Origin of the sequence: Escherichia sp. E14V7 (genome assembly GCF_004212225.1) — a bacterium.
Taxonomy (GTDB): domain Bacteria; phylum Pseudomonadota; class Gammaproteobacteria; order Enterobacterales; family Enterobacteriaceae; genus Escherichia.
In genome coordinates this window covers 226,577-246,450 of record NZ_RHJJ01000005.1, presented here as the reverse complement: position 1 = coordinate 246,450, position 19,874 = coordinate 226,577, and the positions used below count along the sequence as shown (strand labels likewise).

The window sequence follows — 19,874 nt, the reverse complement described above, 5'->3', positions numbered from 1 at the left end:
GTTATTCCCTCAATGCGCATGGGTAGCACTTTCAGAGCGCATCCGCTCCAGTGCGCCAGAAATATTGGCTTCGGAATCAATCAGGAACAGGCCGCTGGAAACCACCTTTTCACCTTCCGCCAGACCAGAGCGTAACGCGGTGACGCCTTGCGATGCCTGGAAAACAGCAACGCGTTTCGGTACAAAGCGCCCGTCGGCATCAACGGTAATCACCCGCTGTTCGCTGCCGGTATCAATCAGCGCTTGTGACGGAATGAGCAGCATCGGTTCGCTGGCGGTATTGAGTTGCAACCAGGCGTTCATGCCCGGTTTTAGCGCCTCGTCGGCGTTGTCGACTTCCAGACGCAGCTGCAGCGTGCGGGTCGCGGCATCCACGCCGGGTAGCAGCGTCCATTTGCGGATGGTGAGTGTTTTATCCGGTCGTGCCGGAACGGTGAGCGTAAACTGCGAGGCATCTTTCACCAGCCAGGCGATAGACTCCGGGATCGCAGCAGTGACCCACACCGGGTCCATACCCTGAATTTTCGCTACCACGTTATCTTTGGCGATATTCATTCCCGCGCGCAGATCAAACGCGGTGATCACGCCATCAATGGGTGCTTTGAGCGTAAAGCGAGTCTGGATTTTTTGCGTGGCGATCAGGCGGCGAATATCCACCTCCGGCATTCCCGCCAGTCGCAGCCGCTCAAGAATGCCTTCAGTCTGGGTCGCCGTACCGCCAGTTTCGCGCAGCAGTAAATACTCACTCTGCGCTTCCACCCAGTCAGGAATGGTCAGGTCGAGAAGCGGTGTGCCCTTTTGTACTTTATCGCCCACGGTAAGCGGATAAACCTTATCGATAAACCCGGCAGCGCGAGCCTGCACAATGGCATACTGATACTCGTTGTAACTGACATTCGCCGGGAAACTCTGGGCAAAAGTCAGCGGTCCGCGCGTGACGGTAGCCGTTTTCACCCCCAGATTCTGCGTCTGAGTCGGGTCAATGCGCACACCAGACGCAGAACTCTCTTCATCGGCATATTTCGGCACCAGATCCATATCCATAAACGGCGATTTACCTGGTTTATCGAACCGCGTATTGGGATACATCGGGTCGTACCAGAATAAGACTTTACGTTCTGCGGTCGGCGTTTTTTCTGCGGGCGGTTCAGCCTTTGCAAACCAGGTAAAACCTGCCGCAGAAATAATACCGCCCGCGATCATGCTACCGATAATAAGCGCGATTTTTTTCATCTCATTAAACCTGGGTTACTGGCTGACTTTAATATCCTGTAATAAAGAAAGGTTGCCCTGCTGGACAAAATTAAACGCCACTTTGTCGCCGGTTTTAATTTCACTCATTTTCGTCTGCGGGGTGATGGTAAAGCGCATGGTCATCTCCGGCCAGTTCACGGCAGCAATCGGATCGTGATGGATGGTGATTTTTTTGCTTTCCAGATCAACACCTTTTACCACGCCAGTGGCGCTAATAACCTGTGGTTGTGCTTCGCTCATGGTTTCATGATGATGTTCGTTAGCCTGGGCATTAAAGCCAATAACGGTAAACAGACTGAACATTGCGACTTGCAGTGCTTTTTTCATTTATTCTCTCCTGGAGTTAAAAATTACTACTGCCAACCGCCACCAAGTGCGGTATATAAAGAAATTTCGTTAACCTGACGGGCATAATTCAGGTCGAGTAAAGTTTGTCGGGTTGCAAATAAAGAACGCTCGGCATCCAGCACTTCCAGATAACTTACTGCGCCGTGCTGATATAATGCCCGCGCCCGTTGCAAAGTAATTTGCAGCGACGCCAGATAACGCTGCTGGGCGCTGATTTGATCATTCAGGCTTTGACGTAATGCCAGCGCATCTGCCACATCTTTAAAGGCGTTCTGGATTTTCTGTTCATAATTCACCACCGACTGCTGCTGGCGAATTTCGGCGATATCCAGATTGGCCTGGTTGCGTCCGGCATTAAAAATGGGGATCTCAATTTTAGGAATAAAATTCCACATCCCGCTGCTGGCGTTAAATAATGACGACAGATCGCTGCTGGCGGTTGATATTCCGCTGGTCAGGCTTATAGATGGGAAAAATGCCGCACGCGCAGCACCAATATTGGCATTAGCCGCCATTAACGCGTGTTCAGCTTCCATAATATCCGGGCGCTGCAATAAGATTTGCGACGACAAGCCCGCCGGTAATTTAACGCTTTGCAGGCTGTCGCTGTTTACTGTCTGCGCTTGCGGCAGCTTGCCGTAGCTTCCCAATAACAGTTGCAATGCATTATTCGCCTGCGCCAGTTCCCCCTGACGTTTAGCGATGTCGCTGCGGGTACTTTCTATCACTCCGCGAGCCTGTTCCAGCGCCAGAACATTGCTGCTACCGGTCAACAGTTGTTTTTCGACAAACGCATATGACTGCTGATAATTACGCAGCGTTTCTTCGGCTATTTGCAATTGCGCATACGCCAGCTGTTGATTGAAATAGCTTTGCGCGACATTAGAAACCAGCAGAATATGCACCGCGCGCTGAGCTTCCTCAGTGGCTAAATAATTTTGGCGCTCGGCTTCGCTCATGTTCTTTAAGCGCCCGAAAAAATCGAGATCAAAGCTGGCGTTAAGGCCAGTCGAGAACTCCCGCGTCGTGGCTGAATCGCCTTTAAGATTGCCGCTCCAGCTGCCGCTGCCCTCGCCATTGAGCTGTGGATAGCGGTCAGCATCGGTCAGACGATATTGCGCCCGCGCTTCCTGCACTTTCAGCGTCGCCATGCGCAAATCCCGGTTATTCACCAGCGCCTCGCTAATCAGCGTCTTCACCTGATTATCAACAAAAAAGGTGCGCCAGCCCGCGTTCTGGTAGTTATCCGCTGCGTTAACCAGGCCGTTCTGGCTGAGTGAGAACTGCTGCGGCACGGGCATTGCTGGACGCTGATAATCCGGTGCCAGTGAACAGCCAGTTAGCGCAAGGGCCACACAAAATGGCAGAAGTTTACAAGGAGACATAGGCTCATAATTTCTGGTAATTTTATGTCGCCAACTTTACTCGCCAGGCTCTGATTTTCCGGTGACAGGAAAATGACAAAATTGTCATTTTGCCAATAAGCGATTGCCATCTGATCCCGCTACTCTAGAATTGCCCGGGCAACATGCGGAGGAAATATGAAACTGTTGATTGTCGAAGATGAAAAGAAAACCGGAGAATACTTGACCAAAGGGTTAACCGAAGCCGGTTTTGTGGTCGATTTGGCCGACAACGGGCTGAATGGCTACCATCTGGCGATGACCGGTGATTATGACCTGATAATCCTCGATATTATGCTGCCGGACGTGAACGGCTGGGATATCGTGCGCATGTTGCGTTCCGCCAATAAGGGGATGCCGATTCTGTTGCTTACCGCGCTTGGCACCATTGAACATCGCGTCAAGGGGCTGGAGTTGGGGGCGGATGACTATCTGGTGAAGCCGTTCGCGTTTGCTGAACTGCTGGCGCGGGTGCGCACTCTACTGCGGCGCGGGGCGGCGGTAATTATCGAAAGTCAGTTTCAGGTTGCCGATTTGATGGTCGATCTCGTCAGCCGCAAAGTCACCCGCAGCGGCACGCGCATCACTCTGACCAGTAAAGAATTTACTCTGCTGGAGTTTTTCCTCCGCCATCAGGGCGAAGTGCTGCCCCGCTCGCTTATCGCCTCGCAGGTATGGGACATGAATTTTGACAGCGATACCAACGCCATTGATGTGGCGGTGAAGCGGCTGCGCGGCAAAATCGACAACGACTTTGAACCAAAGCTGATTCAAACCGTGCGCGGCGTAGGCTATATGCTTGAGGTGCCGGATGGCCAGTAAGCCGTTTCAGCGCCCATTTTCACTGGCAACCCGCCTGACCTTTTTTATCAGCCTTGCCACCATCGCGGCGTTTTTCGCCTTTGCCTGGATCATGATCCACTCGGTAAAAGTGCATTTTGCCGAGCAGGATATTAATGATTTAAAAGAGATTAGCGCTACCCTTGAACGGGTACTTAATCACCCTGACGAAACGCAAGCCCGACGCTTAATGACGCTGGAAGATATCGTCAGTGGTTATTCCAACATATTGATTTCCCTGGCAGATAGCCACGGTAAAACGGTGTATCACTCCCCCGGTGCGCCGGATATCCGCGAATTTGCTCGTGACGCAATACCCGATACAGATGCCCAAGGTGGCGAAGTGTTTCTCCTCTCCGGCCCGACGATTATGATGCCGGGCCACGGTCACGGGCATATGGAACACAGCAACTGGCGGATGATTAGCTTGCCGGTTGGCCCGCTGGTGGACGGCAAACCGATTTATACGCTCTACATCGCGCTTTCGATCGATTTTCATCTTCATTACATAAATGATTTGATGAATAAACTTATTATGACCGCATCGATCATCAGCATCCTGATCGTCTTTATCGTGCTGTTGGCGGTACATAAAGGTCACGCGCCGATCCGCAGCGTCAGCCGTCAAATCCAGAATATCACCTCGAAAGATCTCGACGTTCGCCTTGACCCGCAGACCGTGCCCATTGAGCTGGAACAGTTGGTACTGTCGTTCAACCATATGATCGAGCGTATTGAGGATGTCTTTACCCGCCAGTCCAATTTCTCAGCGGATATCGCTCACGAAATTCGCACGCCGATTACCAATCTCATCACGCAAACCGAAATCGCCCTCAGCCAGTCTCGCAGCCAGAAGGAGCTGGAAGATGTGCTCTACTCTAATCTCGAAGAGCTGACGCGAATGGCGAAAATGGTCAGCGATATGCTGTTTCTCGCTCAGGCCGATAACAACCAGCTAATCCCCGAAAAGAAAATGCTCAACCTGGTGGATGAAGTCGGCAAAGTGTTCGATTTTTTCGAGGCGTTAGCAGAAGATCGCGGCGTGGAGTTGCGGTTTGTTGGCGACAAGTGTCAGGTTGCGGGCGATCCGCTGATGCTGCGTCGGGCGTTAAGCAACCTGCTTTCTAACGCCCTGCGTTATACGCCCGCCGGGGAGGCAATTGTAGTGCGCTGCCAGACGGTCGATCGCCAGGTGCAAGTTATCGTCGAAAACCCCGGTACGCCCATTGCGCCCGAACACTTACCGAGATTGTTTGACCGTTTCTACCGCGTTGACCCTTCCCGCCAGCGAAAAGGTGAAGGTAGCGGCATTGGTCTCGCGATAGTGAAATCGATTGTTGTCGCGCATAAAGGCACGGTTGCAGTAACGTCAGATGCGCGGGGGACAAGGTTTGTTATCACATTACCCGCTTAATCATTCAGCAAATGGCAGCTTTTATAACCAGTGTAAAAATAACGTGCCGCAATAATCCTACCTATTAATGATAAAAAGCTGTCACGATTCATAAAAAACCTTAATATACGCCACCCTAAACATAACCAGCGTTAATGTAAGGTTTTTGTGTGGACTGGCTTCTTGATGTTTTTGCTACCTGGCTCTACGGCTTAAAAGTAATCGCGATAACGTTAGCGGTCATAATGTTCATCAGCGGGCTGGACGATTTTTTCATTGATGTCGTCTACTGGGTACGCCGCATTAAGCGCAAGTTGAGTGTTTATCGCCGCTACCCGCGAATGAGTTACCGCGAACTGTATAAACCAGATGAAAAACCGTTAGCGATTATGGTTCCGGCGTGGAACGAGACGGGCGTCATCGGCAATATGGCCGAACTGGCGGCAACCACGCTCGACTACGAAAACTATCATATCTTTGTTGGCACTTACCCCAACGACCCTGATACCCAGCGTGATGTTGACGAAGTGTGCGCTCGCTTCCCGAACGTGCATAAGGTGGTCTGCGCGCGTCCTGGCCCCACCAGCAAAGCAGACTGTCTGAACAATGTGCTGGATGCCATTACCCAGTTTGAACGTAGCGCCAATTTCGCCTTTGCTGGTTTTATCCTGCATGATGCTGAAGACGTGATTTCGCCAATGGAATTGCGACTGTTCAATTATCTGGTTGAGCGTAAAGATCTGATTCAGATCCCGGTGTATCCGTTCGAACGCGAATGGACGCACTTCACCAGCATGACCTATATCGATGAGTTTTCAGAACTGCATGGCAAAGATGTTCCGGTGCGTGAAGCTCTCGCCGGACAGGTGCCTAGCGCAGGCGTCGGCACCTGCTTTAGCCGCCGCGCCGTGACCGCACTATTGGCCGACGGTGACGGTATCGCTTTCGACGTGCAGAGTCTTACTGAAGATTACGACATTGGTTTCCGCCTGAAAGAGAAAGGTATGACGGAAATTTTTGTCCGTTTTCCGGTGGTGGACGAAGCCAAAGAACGCGAGCAGCGTAAATTTTTACAGCACGCGCGGACATCAAACATGATCTGCGTGCGCGAATATTTCCCCGATACCTTTTCGACTGCGGTTCGGCAAAAGTCTCGTTGGATCATCGGCATTGTTTTCCAGGGTTTTAAAACCCACAAATGGACCTCCAGCCTGACGCTGAACTACTTTCTCTGGCGCGACCGCAAAGGGGCAATCAGTAACTTTGTCAGCTTCCTCGCGATGCTGGTAATGATCCAGCTTTTGCTGTTGCTGGCGTATGAAAGCTTGTGGCCTGATGCCTGGCATTTCCTTTCTATCTTCAGCGGCAGTGCATGGTTTATGACCCTGCTGTGGCTAAACTTTGGCTTGATGGTTAACCGCATTGTGCAGCGGGTGATTTTTGTCACCGGCTACTACGGTTTGACACAGGGCCTGCTTTCCATCCTGCGTCTGTTCTGGGGCAACCTGATTAACTTCATGGCCAACTGGCGAGCGTTAAAACAGGTACTTCAACACGGCGATCCACGTCGCGTCGCGTGGGATAAAACAACGCATGACTTCCCCAGCGTGACTGGCGATACCCGTTCGTTGCGCCCGTTAGGTCAAATTCTGCTGGAAAATCAGGTCATCACCGAAGAGCAACTCGATACAGCACTGCGTAATCGTGTCGAAGGTTTACGTCTCGGCGGTTCGATGCTAATGCAAGGATTGATCAGCGCCGAACAACTGGCGCAAGCGCTGGCTGAACAAAACGGCGTGGCGTGGGAATCCATCGATGCCTGGCAGATCCCTTCTTCGCTGATTGCCGAAATGCCGGCCTCTGTGGCGCTACATTATGCGGTACTGCCGCTGCGTCTGGAAAATGATGAGTTAATTGTCGGTAGTGAAGACGGTATTGACCCGGTTTCTCTGGCGGCGCTGGCGCGTAAGGTCGGACGGAAAGTACGTTACGTCATTGTTCTGCGTGGACAAATTGTCACTGGATTACGTCACTGGTATGCACGTCGGCGCGGCCACGATCCACGGGCAATGTTGTACAATGCGGTTCAGCATCAGTGGCTCACGGAACAGCAGGCCGGTGAAATCTGGCGGCAATATGTGCCGCATCAGTTCCTGTTCGCCGAAATACTGACCACGCTCGGTCATATTAATCGTTCAGCCATTAACGTTTTGTTATTACGCCATGAACGCAGTTCTCTGCCGCTCGGCAAGTTTTTGGTCACCGAAGGCGTTATCAGCCAGGAAACGCTGGATCGCGTACTGTCAATTCAACGCGAATTACAAGTTTCGATGCAATCATTATTACTCAAAGCAGGTTTAACCACCGAACAGGTTGCGCAACTGGAGTCCGAAAATGAAGGAGAATAACCTTAATCGCGTCATCGGATGGTCTGGTTTACTGCTGACGTCCTTATTGAGTACCAGCGCACTCGCAGACAATATCGGCACCAGCGCAGAAGAGCTGGGGCTTAGCGACTATCGCCATTTTGTTATTTATCCCCGTCTCGATAAGGCGCTGAAGGCACAGAAAAATAACGACAAAGCAACCGCCATCCGCGAATTTGAATATATTCATCAGCAGGTGCCGGATAATATTCCGTTGACGTTATATCTGGCGGAGGCTTATCGCCATTTTGGTCATGATGACCGCGCGCGATTATTGCTTGAGGATCAACTGAAACGTCACCCTGGAGATGCCCGACTTGCGCGCAGTCTGGCGGCAATTCCAGTTGAAGTGAAAAGCGTTACGACTGTTGAAGAGTTGCTCGCCCAGCAAAAAGCGTGCGAGGCTGCGCCGACCCTGCGTTGTCGCAGCGAAGTCGGGCAGAATGCCCTGCGGCTGGCACAATTACCTGTTGCCAGAGCACAACTGAACGATGCGACGTTTGCTGCATCGCCGGAAGGAAAAACGTTGCGAACCGATCTGCTGCAACGAGCAATCTACCTGAAACAATGGTCGCAGGCAGATACGCTATACAATGAAGCACGCCAGCAGAACACATTAAGCGCGGCAGAGCGCCGTCAGTGGTTTGACGTGCTTCTTGCCGGCCAGCTGGATGATCGGATCCTTGCTCTGCAATCAGTGGGGATCTTCACCGATCCACAGTCGTACATTACTTACGCGACTGCGCTGGCTTATCGTGGCGAAAAAGCACGCCTCCAGCGTTATCTCGCTGAAAATACGCCGCTATTTACCACGGACACACAAGAGAAAAGCTGGCTCTATCTGTTATCGAAATACAGCGCCAACCCCATTCAGGCGTTGGCGAATTATACGGTAGAGTTTGCCGATAACCGCCAGTATGTTGTTGGCGTAACGCTACCGGTGCTGTTAAAAGAAGGTCAGTACGACGCGGCGCAAAGACTGCTCGCTACCCTCCCCGCCGATGAAATGCTTGAAGAGCGTTATGCCGTTAGCGTAGCGACCCGTAACAAGGCTGAAGCCCTGCGTCTGGCACGATTGTTGTATCAGCGAGAACCGGCAAATCTTACGCGTCTGGATCAACTGACCTGGCAACTGATGCAGAACGAGCAGTCACGCGAAGCTGCCGATTTATTGCTGCAACGCTATCCCTTCCAGGGTGATGCGACCGTCAGCCAGACTTTAATGACACGGCTGGCTTCTCTGCTGGAAAGTCATCCTTACCTGGCGACGCCTGCAAAAGTGGCGATTTTATCGAAACCCTTGCCGCTGGCGGCGCAACGTCAGTGGCAAAGCCAGTTGCCGGGTATTGCAGATAATTGCCCGGCAATCGTTCGCTTGCTGGGCGATATGTCGCCTTCCTACGATGCCGCCGCCTGGAACCGTCTGGCAAAGTGTTATCGGGACACGCTACCCGGCGTGGCGTTATATGCATGGCTTCAGGCGGAAAAAAGGCAACCGAACGCCTGGCAACATCGCGCCGTGGCTTATCAGGCTTACCAGGTGGAAGATTACAGCACCGCCCTGGCAGCCTGGGAGAAAATCAGCCTTCACGAAATGAGCAATGAGGATCTGCTCGCCGCCGCCAACACCGCTCAGGCGGCAGGAAATGGCGCGGCTCGCGATCGCTGGCTTCAACAGGCAGAACAACGTGGGCTGGGAAACAATGCCCAATACTGGTGGCTGCATGCGCAACGTTATATTCCAGCGCAGCCAGAACTCGCGCTAAACGATCTCACTCGCTCAATTAACATTGCGCCTTCTGCCAACGCTTACGTCGCGCGGGCAACGATTTACCGCCAACGTCATAATGTCTCAGCGGCAGTGAGCGATCTGCGCGCCGCGCTTGAACTGGAGCCCAATAACAGCAACACCCAGGCGGCGCTCGGCTACGCCCTGTGGGATAGCGGTGATATCGCGCAGTCGCGGGAAATGCTGGAACAGGCGCATAAAGGACTACCGGACGATCCGGCACTGATCCGACAACTGGCCTACGTGAATCAACGTCTGGATGATATGCCTGCGACGCAGCACTACGCCCGGCTGGTGATTGATGACATTGATAATCAGGCGCTGATAACCCCATTGACGCCAGAACAAAATCAACAACGCTTCAATTTCCGCCGTTTGCATGAGGAGGTCGGTCGCCGCTGGACGTTCAGTTTCGATTCTTCTATCGGCTTGCGTTCCGGCGCAATGAGTACCGCTAACAATAATGTCGGCGGCGCAGCGCCTGGGAAAAGCTATCGTAGCTACGGACAACTGGAAGCCGAGTACCGCATCGGACGCAATATGCTGCTGGAAGGCGACCTGCTCTCAGTTTATAGCCGCGTCTTTGCCGATACCGGAGAAAACGGGGTGATGATGCCGGTGAAAAATCCGATGTCCGGCACCGGATTGCGCTGGAAGCCGCTGCGCGATCAGATCTTTTTCCTCGCCGTTGAACAGCAGTTCCCACTAAACGGGCAAAATGGCGCCTCCGACACCATGCTACGTGCCAGCGCCTCGTTCTTTAACGGCGGAAAATACAGCGATGAGTGGCACCCGAACGGTCCTGGCTGGTTTGCGCAAAATCTGTATCTCGATGCGGCGCAATATTTTCGTCAGGATATTCAGGCGTGGACGGCAGATTATCGAGTGAGCTGGCATCAGAAGGTAGCGAACGGGCAGACTATTGAACCTTACGCTCACGTACAGGGTAACGGCTATCGGGATAAAGGTACTCAGGGCGCGCAGGTGGGCGGCGTCGGCGTACGCTGGAATATCTGGACCGGCGAGACGCACTACGACGCCTGGCCGCACAAAGTCAGTCTCGGCGTCGAATATCAACATACCTTTAAGGCGATTAATCAACGTACAGGGGAGCGCAACAACGCGTTTCTCACCATTGGAGTGCACTGGTAAATGCGTAAGTTAATTTTCGTATTGCTGACACTTTTGTTGGTCAGTCCTTTTTCCTTTGCGATGAAAGGTATTATCTGGCAGCCACAAAATCGCGATAGTCAGGTCACCGACGCCCAGTGGCGTGGGCTGATGAGTCAGTTGCATTTGCAAGGATTCGACACCCTGATTATGCAATGGACCCGTTACGGCGATGCGTTCACCCAGCCAGAACAGCGGGCATTATTGTTTAAGCGTGCCGCAGCTGCGCAACAAGCTGGCCTGAAGCTGATTGTTGGTTTGAATGCCGATCCGGAATTTTTTCTGCATCAGAAGCAGTCATCTGCGGCGCTGGAGAGCTATCTTAATCGCCTGCTGGTCGCTGATCTCCAGCAGGCCAGATTATGGAGCGCCGCACCCGGCGTTACGCCGGATGGCTGGTATATCAGCGCAGAAATTGACGACCTGAACTGGCGCAGCGAAGCCGCTCGCCAGCCATTGCTGAAGTGGTTAAACAACTCACAACGGCTGATCAGTGATGTTTCGGCAAAACCGGTTTATATCAGTAGCTTTTTCGCCGGAAACATGTCGCCCGATGGCTATCGGCAACTGCTGGAACAAGTGAAATCTACTGGCATCCACGTCTGGGTACAGGATGGTAGCGGTGTCGATAAACTTACTGCCGAACAGCGTGAGCGTTATCTGCAGGCCAGTGCCGATTGCCAAACTTTCTCCCCCGCCAGCGGCGTTGTTTATGAACTGTTTGTCGCCGGTAAAGGTAAAACCTTTGAAGCAAAACCAAAACCGGATGCAGAAATTGCTTCGCTGTTAGCGAAACGTTCCTCCTGCGGCAAAGACGTGCTTTATTTCTCCCTGCGCTATTTGCCTGTCGCTCACGGCATTCTTGAGTATTAATGATTTAAGGGAGCAACTTTGCTTGCTCCTTTCCTTTTCACTTTCCTGGTCAGAATCCTGTAAATATTAATTGGACACAAATAATCAGTGTAGCCACTACTCAGAGGCATTATATAATCATATTCATGCCACCATATAACTATTAAATAAGAACAATTATTCATCAGTTGCATTAATATCAGCTTATTCTTTTACACAGGAATAAAACCTTTTATTTAATAAACAAAGAGAGTTAATGATGAGTAAAATTACAGGCGTTTTAGTTGACAACCATATCTATGATATTAAAAATGATATGAAGGGTGGTTACAATTTTCCTAATAGCCTGTTCCCAGGCGCCACCTTCAAGATGGTCATTGATAATGACCCGGTTAATAATGACAAGGTAAAATGGAGCTGTAGCACTGATGCAGACAATGATGTTCTGGCGGTCAGTCAGGATGGCACAGTAACTTTTCCTGGCGTTGACGAAAAGTGTATTGGGAAGATTTTTGCTATTTTCGCCACTGATAAATCGACGAACAAATCTGCCGGTATTTATATTTTTACTGTGAGACGTTTTTTCAAATACAGCATTGAAACTTATAAGTCAGTTAAAGATATTTTACCGTGGATTGAAAAAATGAGCGGAGAATTTCCTGAAGCGCATGATATTGATAGTTACGATTATAATGATCATAATTCAGGACATATTATCAAGCGAGAAGTTAACGCAGGACTTTACCAGGAATGGGGCAATGTAGCTAATAGTGGATGGAACACAAATAGTGAGGGTGCAGGTATTTGTAGAATTTACGCTTTGAATAAAGAAAGTAATACTTATTATTGGCTGGAAAATGAAGGGGTCAGACAGGAATTGAGCGGGGGTTTCCCCGCTCAGGCAGTTGCATCCTACGGTGAATCCATCGACTGATTGTGTTTTTTGTCCACTATCATTTGCATTATTGTAGCGTAAAAAAGCAGCCCGTATAAACATACGGGCTGATGCATTTTATTAAACTCGAACGAAACTATTTTTAATGTGGTGCACTTCGTGACAACAAATTAATCACCAACACTCCGGCACAAATCAACATCATGCCGATAATGGCTGGCAGGTCCAGTCGTTGGCCGAAAAATCCCCAGGAAAGTAAACTAATCAGGACGATACCGACGCCTGACCAGATAGCATAAGCAATCCCTGTAGGAATATAAGCCAGCGTCTGAGCTAATAACCAGAATGATGCACAGTAACAAATAATTGTACCAACAGAGGGCCATAACCGTGTAAAACCCTCTGAAAACTTCATTAAGGTTGTACCAATGACCTCTGCAAGTATTGCACCACCAAGATAAATATAAGGGTTCATAGCATATTCTTTCCTGTTAATACCGAAGAGAATTGTACTACAGTTTGAACCTAACTCATCAGTTTCCTCCTGGTGCATTCATTGATGTTCTTCATCAGTGCTTCAGGAAATGGGCGGATGAGAATCCATAGAAATGGTGCGTAGATATGCTCACCTTGCGCCGAATCATTTGACGGAGCAGGCGAGGAAAACAGACGACATTTTGGTAATGACGCCTCAAAGATGTTCCATTTCTGAAATTATGGGGAAATAAAGAAGGCGTAACTGATTGAATTGTAATGGCGCGCCCTGCAGGATTCGAACCTGCGGCCCACGACTTAGAAGGTCGTTGCTCTATCCAACTGAGCTAAGGGCGCATTACACCGCGAGATGCTGTAATCGCGTGAATTATACGGTCAACCCTTGCTGAGTCAATGGCTTTTGAACCGGTTGCTGAACAAGTGTACGGCGGTGTCTATTTATCTCACCATGAAAGCAAGGAAACACATATCCTCCCTCAGTCTGGAACAGGTAAACCTGTTTTCATTGATAAAGAGTACTATTTTCTTACGTTACGAAAAATTGTGCGTTTATATGAGCCGGGTAACTATCAAACCAGCAACGCGCTGTTGCCAAAAAAAACAGCGGATTACAGATAGTCCAGAAAACGAAACCTGACAGCGCGCCCCGCTTCTGACAAAATAGGCGCATCCCCTTCGACCTACGTAACAGATGGAATCCTCTCTCTGATGGCAGCAAAGATTATAGATGGTAAAACGATTGCGCAGCAGGTGCGCTCTGAGGTTGCTCAAAAAGTTCAGGCGCGTATTGCAGCCGGACTGCGGGCGCCAGGACTGGCCGTTGTGCTGGTGGGTAGCAACCCTGCATCGCAAATTTATGTCGCAAGCAAACGCAAAGCTTGCGAAGAGGTGGGATTCATCTCCCGCTCATACGACCTTCCGGAAACCACCAGCGAAGCAGAGCTGCTGGAGCTTATCGATGTACTGAATGCCGACAACACCATCGATGGCATTCTGGTACAACTGCCATTACCGGCGGGTATTGATAACGTCAAAGTGCTGGAACGTATTCACCCGGACAAAGACGTGGACGGTTTCCATCCTTACAACGTCGGTCGTCTGTGCCAGCGTGCTCCGCGTCTGCGTCCTTGCACCCCGCGCGGTATCGTCACGCTGCTTGAGCGTTACAACATTGATACCTTCGGCCTCAACGCCGTGGTGATTGGCGCATCGAATATCGTTGGCCGCCCGATGAGCATGGAACTGCTGTTGGCAGGTTGCACCACCACCGTGACTCACCGCTTCACTAAAAATCTGCGTCATCATGTAGAAAATGCCGATCTGTTGATCGTTGCCGTCGGTAAGCCAGGCTTTATTCCTGGTGACTGGATCAAAGAAGGCGCAATTGTGATTGATGTCGGCATCAACCGTCTGGAAAATGGCAAAGTTGTGGGCGACGTCGTGTTTGAAGACGCGGCTAAACGCGCCTCATACATTACGCCTGTTCCGGGCGGCGTTGGCCCGATGACGGTTGCCACGCTGATTGAAAACACGCTACAGGCGTGCGTTGAATATCATGATCCACAGGGTGAGTAACATGGCGACATTTTCTTTAGGTAAACATCCGCACGTTGAGCTGTGCGACTTGCTGAAACTGGAAGGCTGGAGCGAAAGCGGCGCGCAGGCGAAAATCGCGATTGCCGAAGGCCAGGTAAAAGTCGACGGTGCGGTTGAAACGCGCAAACGCTGCAAAATCGTCGCCGGTCAGACAGTGAGTTTTGCAGGTCACAGCGTACAGGTTGTTGCCTGATCCCTTTCCCGGCCTGTATCAACAGGCCGGTTCTCTTTTCAGACCTTTGCCCTCTTCGTCGCTTTCATACATGCTGATAGCGTCGACATTTTGCTGAAGCGATCATCATGCCAACCGTTATTACCCACGCCGCCGTTCCCCTTTGTATTGGTTTAGGGTTGGGTTCGAAAGTCATCCCGCCGCGTCTGTTATTTGCCGGAATCATCCTGGCGATGCTGCCCGATGCCGACGTATTGTCGTTTAAATTTGGCGTTGCTTACGGCAATGTTTTTGGTCATCGCGGGTTTACCCATTCGCTGGTGTTTGCGTTTGTTGTCCCGCTGTTATGCGTACTGATTGGGCGTCGATGGTTCAGGGCTGGGCTGATTCGCTGCTGGCTGTTTTTAACCGTCTCATTGCTATCGCACAGCTTGCTGGATTCGGTAACCACTGGCGGTAAAGGCGTTGGCTGGCTGTGGCCGTGGTCAGATGAACGCTTTTTCGCGCCCTGGCAGGTGATTAAAGTCGCGCCGTTTGCGTTGTCTCGTTACACCACGCCGAACGGGCATCAGGTGATAATTTCTGAATTGATGTGGGTATGGTTGCCGGGGATGCTACTGATGGGAATGTTGTGGTGGCGCAGACGATAACCGGATGCGAAAACTCGCATCCGGCAATAGCGCAATTACTTACGACGCCAGGTGGTCCCTTGCGGGCCATCTTCCAGCACGATCCCCATCTCGTTAAGATGGTCACGCGCCGCATCTGCCGCCGCCCAATCTTTCGCTTTGCGGGCATCCAGACGTTGTTGAATTAACGCTTCAATCTCAGCCACTTCACTGTCGTCTGCCTGCGCGCCGCTTTGCAGGAACGCTTCCGGTTCTTGCTCCAGCAGGCCCAATACAGCGGAAAGTTTACGCAGGTGAGACGCCATTGCATTCGCCGCTGCCATATCTTCTGCTTTCAGACGGTTTACTTCACGCGCCATATCAAACAGTACGGAATAGGCTTCCGGGGTGTTGAAATCATCGTCCATCGCTTCAATAAAGCGCGCTTCAAACGCTTCGCCACCGGCAGGCGCAACGGTTTTATCTGTGCCGCGCAGCGCAGTGTAGAGACGCTCCAGCGCCGCACGCGCCTGCTTCAGGTTCTCTTCGCTGTAGTTCAACTGACTGCGATAGTGACCCGACATCAGGAAGTAACGCACAGTTTCCGCATCGTAGTATTTCAGCACATCACGCACGGTGAAGAAGTTACCCAGCGATTTAGACATCTTCTCGCGGTCAACCATCACCATCCCGGAGTGCATCCAGTAGTTCACATACTGCCCATCATGGGCACAGGTGGACTGAGCGATTTCGTTCTCGTGGTGCGGGAACATCAGATCTGAACCGCCGCCGTGGATATCAAAGTGGTTACCCAGCTGCTTGCAGTTCATTGCCGAACATTCAATGTGCCAGCCTGGACGGCCCGCGCCCCACGGAGACGGCCAGCTCGGTTCGCCCTCTTTCGACATCTTCCACAGAACGAAGTCCATCGGGTTGCGTTTGTCGTCGACCACGTCAACGCGCGCGCCTGCCTGCAGCTGGTCGAGATCCTGACGCGACAGCACGCCATAAGTCGGATCGGTCGGGACGTCGAACATCACGTCGCCGTTGTCCGCCACATAAGCGTGACCTTTGGCGATCAGTTGTTCAGTGAGTTCAATAATTTCTGCGATATGGTGCGTCGCGCGCGGCTCCATATCCGGGCGTAGAATGTTCAAAGCATCAAAATCTTTGTGCATTTCGGCGATCATGCGATCCACCAGCGCTACAAAGCTTTCGCCATTTTCATTGGCGCGTTTGATGATTTTGTCGTCGATATCGGTAATGTTGCGCACATACTTCAGCTTATAGCCGAGGAAACGCAGATAGCGCGCAACCACGTCAAAAGCAACAAAGGTACGCCCGTGACCGATATGACAGAGATCGTAAACGGTGATTCCACACACGTACATGCCGACTTCCCCGGCGTGAATAGGCTTAAATTCCTCTTTTTGGCGTGTCAGAGTATTGAAGATTTTTAGCATCGAAGATTCCGTTTAGACATGTGTGGGTAATTGAGTTGCGTATAATACCCATATTTCCCGCGCGAATCAGCATACATTGCGAGATGATCCGATCGTGCGGTTATGCTATAACACCACCCTATATATGACCCGAACAGGGTTGAAGCACCAATCAAACGGAACAGGATGCAAAAATGGTTACTTTCCACACCAATCACGGCGATATTGTCATCAAAACTTTTGACGATAAAGCACCTGAAACAGTTAAAAACTTCCTGGACTACTGCCGCGAAGGTTTTTACAACAACACCATTTTCCACCGTGTTATCAACGGTTTTATGATTCAGGGCGGCGGTTTTGAGCCGGGCATGAAACAAAAAACCACCAAAGAGCCGATCAAAAACGAAGCCAACAACGGTCTGAAAAACACTCGTGGTACGCTGGCAATGGCCCGTACTCAGGCTCCGCACTCTGCAACTGCCCAGTTCTTCATCAACGTGGTTGATAACGACTTCCTGAACTTCTCTGGCGAAAGCCTGCAAGGTTGGGGCTACTGCGTGTTTGCTGAAGTGGTTGAAGGCATGGACGTGGTAGACAAAATCAAAGGTGTTGCAACCGGTCGTAGCGGTATGCACCAGGACGTGCCAAAAGAAGACGTTATCATTGAAAGCGTGACCGTTAGCGAGTAATCGTGGCGACACTCTTTATTGCAGATCTTCATCTCTGCGTGGAAGAACCGGCGATCACCGCCGGTTTTCTGCGTTTTTTAGCGGGAGAAGCCCGCAACGCCGACGCGCTGTATATTCTTGGCGATCTGTTTGAAGCCTGGATTGGCGACGACGATCCCAGCCCGTTTCATCGCCAGATGGCCGCAGCGATCAAAGCGGTGTCCGATTCCGGCGTTCCCTGTTATTTCATTCATGGCAACCGTGATTTTCTGCTCGGCAAACGCTTTGCCCGTGAAAGTGGCATGACGTTATTGCCGGAAGAGAAGGTGCTCGAACTTTATGGTCGTCGGGTATTGATTATGCATGGCGACACGCTGTGCACCGATGATGCGGGTTATCAGGCTTTTCGCGCCAAAGTCCACAAACCCTGGCTGCAAACGCTATTCCTCGCCCTGCCGTTGTTTGTGCGCAAACGTATTGCCGCGCGAATGCGCGCGAACAGCAAAGAAGCCAACAGCAGTAAATCGCTGGCGGTCATGGACGTTAACCAAAACGCGGTGGTCAGTGCGATGGAAAAACATCAGGTGCAATGGCTGATCCACGGGCATACCCATCGCCCGGCGGTCCATGAACTTATCGCCAATCAGCAACCTGCTTTCCGCGTCGTGCTGGGTGCCTGGCATACCGAAGGTTCGATGGTGAAAGTCACGGCGGATGACGTTGAGTTGATTCATTTTCCGTTTTAAATACCCGCGACTTTGCTGATTCCACAGCTACGCAACCGTTTTCCTTGCTCTCTTTCCGTGCTATTCTCTGTACCCTCTAAAGCCGAGAGTTGTGCACCACAGGAGTTTTAAGACGCATGTCTTCCCGCAATAATCCGGCGCGTGTCGCCATCGTGATGGGGTCCAAAAGCGACTGGGCTACCATGCAGTTCGCCGCCGAAATCTTCGAAATCCTGAATGTCCCGCACCACGTTGAAGTGGTTTCTGCTCACCGCACCCCCGATAAACTGTTCAGCTTCGCCGAAAGCGCCGAAGAGAACGGTTATCAGGTGATTATTGCGGGCGCAGGCGGCGCAGCGCACCTGCCAGGCATGATTGCCGCCAAAACGCTAGTGCCAGTGCTGGGCGTGCCAGTACAGAGCGCCGCACTGAGCGGTGTCGATAGCCTCTACTCCATCGTACAAATGCCGCGCGGCATTCCGGTGGGTACGCTGGCGATTGGTAAAGCTGGCGCGGCAAACGCGGCATTACTGGCAGCACAAATTCTTGCAACTCACGATAAAGAACTGCACCAGCGTCTGAATGACTGGCGCAAAGCACAAACTGATGAAGTGCAGGAAAACCCGGACCCGCGAGGTGCGGCATGAAACAGGTTTGCGTCCTCGGTAACGGGCAGTTAGGCCGAATGCTGCGCCAGGCGGGCGAACCGTTAGGCATTGCTGTCTGGCCGGTCGGGCTGGACGCTGAACCGGCGGCGGTGCCTTTTCAACAAAGCGTGATTACCGCTGAGATCGAACGCTGGCCGGAAACCGCATTAACCCGCGAGCTGGCGCGCCATCCGGCCTTTGTGAACCGCGATGTGTTCCCGATTATTGCCGACCGTCTGACCCAGAAGCAGCTTTTCGACAAGCTCCACCTGCCGACCGCGCCGTGGCAGTTACTTGCCGATCGCAGCGAGTGGCCTGCGGTGTTTGAGCGTTTAGGTGAACTGGCGATTGTTAAGCGTCGCACTGGTGGCTATGACGGTCGCGGTCAATGGCGTTTACGCGCCGATGAAACCGAACAGTTACCGGCTGAATGTTACGGTGAATGTATTGTCGAGCAAGGCATTAACTTCTCTGGCGAAGTATCGCTGGTTGGCGCGCGCGGCTTTGATGGCAGCACCGTGTTTTATCCGCTGACGCATAACCTGCATCAGGACGGTATTTTGCGCACAAGCGTCGCTTTCCCGCAGGCCAACGCACAGCTGCAGGCGCAAGCCGAAGAGATGCTGTCGGCGATTATGCAGGAGCTGGGCTATGTGGGCGTGATGGCGATGGAGTGTTTTGTCACCCCGCAAGGTCTGCTGATCAACGAACTGGCTCCGCGTGTGCATAACAGCGGTCACTGGACACAAAACGGTGCCAGCATCAGCCAGTTTGAGCTGCATCTGCGGGCGATTACCGATCTGCCGTTACCGCAACCGGTAGTGAATAGTCCGTCGGTGATGATCAACCTGATTGGTAGCGATGTGAATTATGACTGGCTGAAACTGCCGCTGGTGCATCTGCACTGGTACGACAAAGAAGTCCGTCCGGGGCGTAAAGTGGGGCATCTGAATTTGACCGACAGCGATACATCGCGTCTGACCGCGACGCTGGAAGCCTTAATCCCGCTGCTGCCACCGGAGTATGCCAGCGGCGTGATGTGGGCGCAGAGTAAGTTCAGTTAACCTGGTGCTCATTTGATTGCCGGATGCGGCGTAAACGCCTTATCCAACCTACCGATCCGGTACCCATTGTAGGCCTGATAAGACGCG

Annotated in this window: 19 protein-coding genes, 1 tRNA gene and 1 pseudogene; 15 read left to right on the top strand and 6 right to left on the bottom strand. The window is 51.8% G+C overall.

All coding sequences use genetic code 11. The annotated features are described in order from the left end of the window. Positions 1 to 9: 9 nt before the first annotated feature. Genes cusB through cusC form a run of 3 tightly spaced genes read right to left on the bottom strand, consistent with a single transcriptional unit; the run spans position 10 to position 2,987 of the window. Entirely contained in the window at positions 10 to 1,233 is a 1,224-nt protein-coding gene (gene cusB, locus D9741_RS06935) for a Cu(+)/Ag(+) efflux RND transporter periplasmic adaptor subunit CusB (protein ID WP_130215591.1), read from the bottom strand. 15 nt (positions 1,234 to 1,248) lie between these two features. Further along, positions 1,249 to 1,581 carry a Cu(+)/Ag(+) efflux RND transporter periplasmic metallochaperone CusF gene (gene cusF, locus D9741_RS06930; RefSeq protein ID WP_000709873.1) on the bottom strand — a complete coding sequence of 111 codons (333 nt, stop codon included), beginning with the start codon at positions 1,579 to 1,581 and terminating at the stop codon, positions 1,249 to 1,251. Positions 1,582 to 1,607: 26 nt separating this feature from the next. Continuing rightward, the gene (gene cusC, locus D9741_RS06925) at positions 1,608 to 2,987 is read right to left on the bottom strand and encodes a Cu(+)/Ag(+) efflux RND transporter outer membrane channel CusC (RefSeq protein ID WP_130215589.1); all 1,380 of its coding nucleotides are present in this window, start codon (positions 2,985 to 2,987) and stop codon (positions 1,608 to 1,610) included. A 156-nt stretch (positions 2,988 to 3,143) separates the two neighbouring features. Here cusC and cusR point away from each other — a divergent pair, with 156 nt between their 5' ends. The 6 genes from cusR (at position 3,144) to D9741_RS06895 (ending at position 12,409) form a co-directional block, all read left to right on the top strand. Beyond that, positions 3,144 to 3,827, top strand: coding sequence for a copper response regulator transcription factor CusR (gene cusR, locus D9741_RS06920; RefSeq protein WP_000770953.1), 684 nt, complete (start codon positions 3,144 to 3,146; stop codon positions 3,825 to 3,827). Next, the gene (gene cusS / locus D9741_RS06915) at positions 3,817 to 5,259 is read left to right on the top strand and encodes a Cu(+)/Ag(+) sensor histidine kinase CusS (RefSeq protein WP_130215587.1); all 1,443 of its coding nucleotides are present in this window, start codon (positions 3,817 to 3,819) and stop codon (positions 5,257 to 5,259) included. Before cusR ends, cusS begins: the two co-directional genes overlap by 11 nt. A gap of 149 nt (positions 5,260 to 5,408) precedes the next feature. Continuing rightward, positions 5,409 to 7,646, top strand: a complete 2,238-nt coding sequence (gene nrfB / locus D9741_RS06910) for a cyclic di-3',5'-guanylate-activated glycosyltransferase NrfB (protein WP_130215585.1) — start codon at positions 5,409 to 5,411, stop codon at positions 7,644 to 7,646. After that, on the top strand, positions 7,633 to 10,605 hold the full coding sequence (gene nfrA, locus D9741_RS06905) for a bacteriophage adsorption protein NfrA (RefSeq protein ID WP_130215583.1): 2,973 nt from the start codon (positions 7,633 to 7,635) through the stop codon (positions 10,603 to 10,605). The genes nrfB and nfrA overlap by 14 nt, the downstream gene beginning before the upstream one ends. After that, entirely contained in the window at positions 10,606 to 11,496 is an 891-nt protein-coding gene (locus D9741_RS06900) for a DUF4434 family protein (protein ID WP_130215581.1), read from the top strand. Positions 11,497 to 11,731: 235 nt separating this feature from the next. Continuing rightward, positions 11,732 to 12,409, top strand: coding sequence for a hypothetical protein (locus tag D9741_RS06895; RefSeq protein ID WP_130215579.1), 678 nt, complete (start codon positions 11,732 to 11,734; stop codon positions 12,407 to 12,409). A gap of 103 nt (positions 12,410 to 12,512) precedes the next feature. Here D9741_RS06895 and emrE read toward each other — a convergent pair whose 3' ends face one another. Then, complete coding sequence (gene emrE, locus D9741_RS06890) at positions 12,513 to 12,845, bottom strand: multidrug efflux SMR transporter EmrE (protein ID WP_001070440.1); 333 nt, start codon at positions 12,843 to 12,845, stop codon at positions 12,513 to 12,515. 94 nt (positions 12,846 to 12,939) lie between these two features. On the opposite strand from emrE, the pseudogene D9741_RS06885 reads away from it, so the two are divergent. Further along, positions 12,940 to 13,098 (top strand): annotated as a pseudogene (locus D9741_RS06885) (integrase); the annotation flags it as partial. Positions 13,099 to 13,124: 26 nt separating this feature from the next. Here the strand turns inward: D9741_RS06885 and D9741_RS06880 are convergent. Continuing rightward, positions 13,125 to 13,201: transfer RNA gene (locus D9741_RS06880), tRNA-Arg, on the bottom strand. Between the two features lie 57 nt (positions 13,202 to 13,258). On the opposite strand from D9741_RS06880, the gene D9741_RS06875 reads away from it, so the two are divergent. From D9741_RS06875 to D9741_RS06860, 4 genes are all read left to right on the top strand, one after another. Next, complete coding sequence (locus D9741_RS06875; RefSeq protein WP_130215577.1) at positions 13,259 to 13,483, top strand: hypothetical protein; 225 nt, start codon at positions 13,259 to 13,261, stop codon at positions 13,481 to 13,483. 90 nt (positions 13,484 to 13,573) lie between these two features. Next, positions 13,574 to 14,440 carry a bifunctional methylenetetrahydrofolate dehydrogenase/methenyltetrahydrofolate cyclohydrolase FolD gene (gene folD / locus D9741_RS06870; RefSeq protein ID WP_064529024.1) on the top strand — a complete coding sequence of 289 codons (867 nt, stop codon included), beginning with the start codon at positions 13,574 to 13,576 and terminating at the stop codon, positions 14,438 to 14,440. 1 nt (position 14,441) lies between these two features. Further along, positions 14,442 to 14,654: a ribosome-associated protein YbcJ gene (ybcJ, locus tag D9741_RS06865; protein ID WP_000190288.1), complete on the top strand. Its 213-nt coding sequence runs from the start codon at positions 14,442 to 14,444 to the stop codon at positions 14,652 to 14,654. Positions 14,655 to 14,761: 107 nt separating this feature from the next. Beyond that, positions 14,762 to 15,283 (top strand): metal-dependent hydrolase, encoded by a 522-nt coding sequence (locus D9741_RS06860; RefSeq protein WP_130215575.1) that lies wholly within the window; start codon positions 14,762 to 14,764, stop codon positions 15,281 to 15,283. Positions 15,284 to 15,318: 35 nt separating this feature from the next. Here the strand turns inward: D9741_RS06860 and cysS are convergent, their stop codons facing one another. Continuing rightward, on the bottom strand, positions 15,319 to 16,704 hold the full coding sequence (gene cysS / locus D9741_RS06855) for a cysteine--tRNA ligase (protein WP_089587726.1): 1,386 nt from the start codon (positions 16,702 to 16,704) through the stop codon (positions 15,319 to 15,321). 173 nt (positions 16,705 to 16,877) lie between these two features. Between cysS and ppiB the strand changes: the two genes are divergently transcribed. From ppiB to purK, 4 genes are all read left to right on the top strand, one after another. Continuing rightward, entirely contained in the window at positions 16,878 to 17,372 is a 495-nt protein-coding gene (gene ppiB / locus D9741_RS06850) for a peptidylprolyl isomerase B (protein WP_059225529.1), read from the top strand. Positions 17,373 to 17,374: 2 nt separating this feature from the next. Then, positions 17,375 to 18,097: a UDP-2,3-diacylglucosamine diphosphatase gene (lpxH, locus tag D9741_RS06845; RefSeq protein WP_130215573.1), complete on the top strand. Its 723-nt coding sequence runs from the start codon at positions 17,375 to 17,377 to the stop codon at positions 18,095 to 18,097. A gap of 116 nt (positions 18,098 to 18,213) precedes the next feature. Beyond that, a complete protein-coding gene (gene purE / locus D9741_RS06840; RefSeq protein ID WP_130215571.1) occupies positions 18,214 to 18,723 on the top strand; it encodes a 5-(carboxyamino)imidazole ribonucleotide mutase in 510 nt (169 codons plus the stop codon). Next, positions 18,720 to 19,787, top strand: a complete 1,068-nt coding sequence (gene purK / locus D9741_RS06835) for a 5-(carboxyamino)imidazole ribonucleotide synthase (RefSeq protein WP_130215569.1) — start codon at positions 18,720 to 18,722, stop codon at positions 19,785 to 19,787. Before purE ends, purK begins: the two co-directional genes overlap by 4 nt. Positions 19,788 to 19,874 lie beyond the last annotated feature (87 nt).

Excerpts from the sequence above, each read along its gene's own strand:
- cusB (WP_130215591.1), bottom strand. The coding sequence starts at position 1,233 with ATGAAAAAAATCGCGCTTATTATCGGTAGCATGATCGCGGGCGGTATT.
- cusF (WP_000709873.1), bottom strand. The coding sequence starts at position 1,581 with ATGAAAAAAGCACTGCAAGTCGCAATGTTCAGTCTGTTTACCGTTATT.
- cusC (WP_130215589.1), bottom strand. The coding sequence starts at position 2,987 with ATGTCTCCTTGTAAACTTCTGCCATTTTGTGTGGCCCTTGCGCTAACT.
- cusR (WP_000770953.1), top strand. The coding sequence starts at position 3,144 with ATGAAACTGTTGATTGTCGAAGATGAAAAGAAAACCGGAGAATACTTG.
- cusS (WP_130215587.1), top strand. The coding sequence starts at position 3,817 with ATGGCCAGTAAGCCGTTTCAGCGCCCATTTTCACTGGCAACCCGCCTG.
- nfrA (WP_130215583.1), top strand. The coding sequence starts at position 7,633 with ATGAAGGAGAATAACCTTAATCGCGTCATCGGATGGTCTGGTTTACTG.
- D9741_RS06900 (WP_130215581.1), top strand. The coding sequence starts at position 10,606 with ATGCGTAAGTTAATTTTCGTATTGCTGACACTTTTGTTGGTCAGTCCT.
- D9741_RS06895 (WP_130215579.1), top strand. The coding sequence starts at position 11,732 with ATGATGAGTAAAATTACAGGCGTTTTAGTTGACAACCATATCTATGAT.
- emrE (WP_001070440.1), bottom strand. The coding sequence starts at position 12,845 with ATGAACCCTTATATTTATCTTGGTGGTGCAATACTTGCAGAGGTCATT.
- D9741_RS06875 (WP_130215577.1), top strand. The coding sequence starts at position 13,259 with ATGGCTTTTGAACCGGTTGCTGAACAAGTGTACGGCGGTGTCTATTTA.
- folD (WP_064529024.1), top strand. The coding sequence starts at position 13,574 with ATGGCAGCAAAGATTATAGATGGTAAAACGATTGCGCAGCAGGTGCGC.
- ybcJ (WP_000190288.1), top strand. The coding sequence starts at position 14,442 with ATGGCGACATTTTCTTTAGGTAAACATCCGCACGTTGAGCTGTGCGAC.
- D9741_RS06860 (WP_130215575.1), top strand. The coding sequence starts at position 14,762 with ATGCCAACCGTTATTACCCACGCCGCCGTTCCCCTTTGTATTGGTTTA.
- cysS (WP_089587726.1), bottom strand. The coding sequence starts at position 16,704 with ATGCTAAAAATCTTCAATACTCTGACACGCCAAAAAGAGGAATTTAAG.
- ppiB (WP_059225529.1), top strand. The coding sequence starts at position 16,878 with ATGGTTACTTTCCACACCAATCACGGCGATATTGTCATCAAAACTTTT.
- purE (WP_130215571.1), top strand. The coding sequence starts at position 18,214 with ATGTCTTCCCGCAATAATCCGGCGCGTGTCGCCATCGTGATGGGGTCC.
- purK (WP_130215569.1), top strand. The coding sequence starts at position 18,720 with ATGAAACAGGTTTGCGTCCTCGGTAACGGGCAGTTAGGCCGAATGCTG.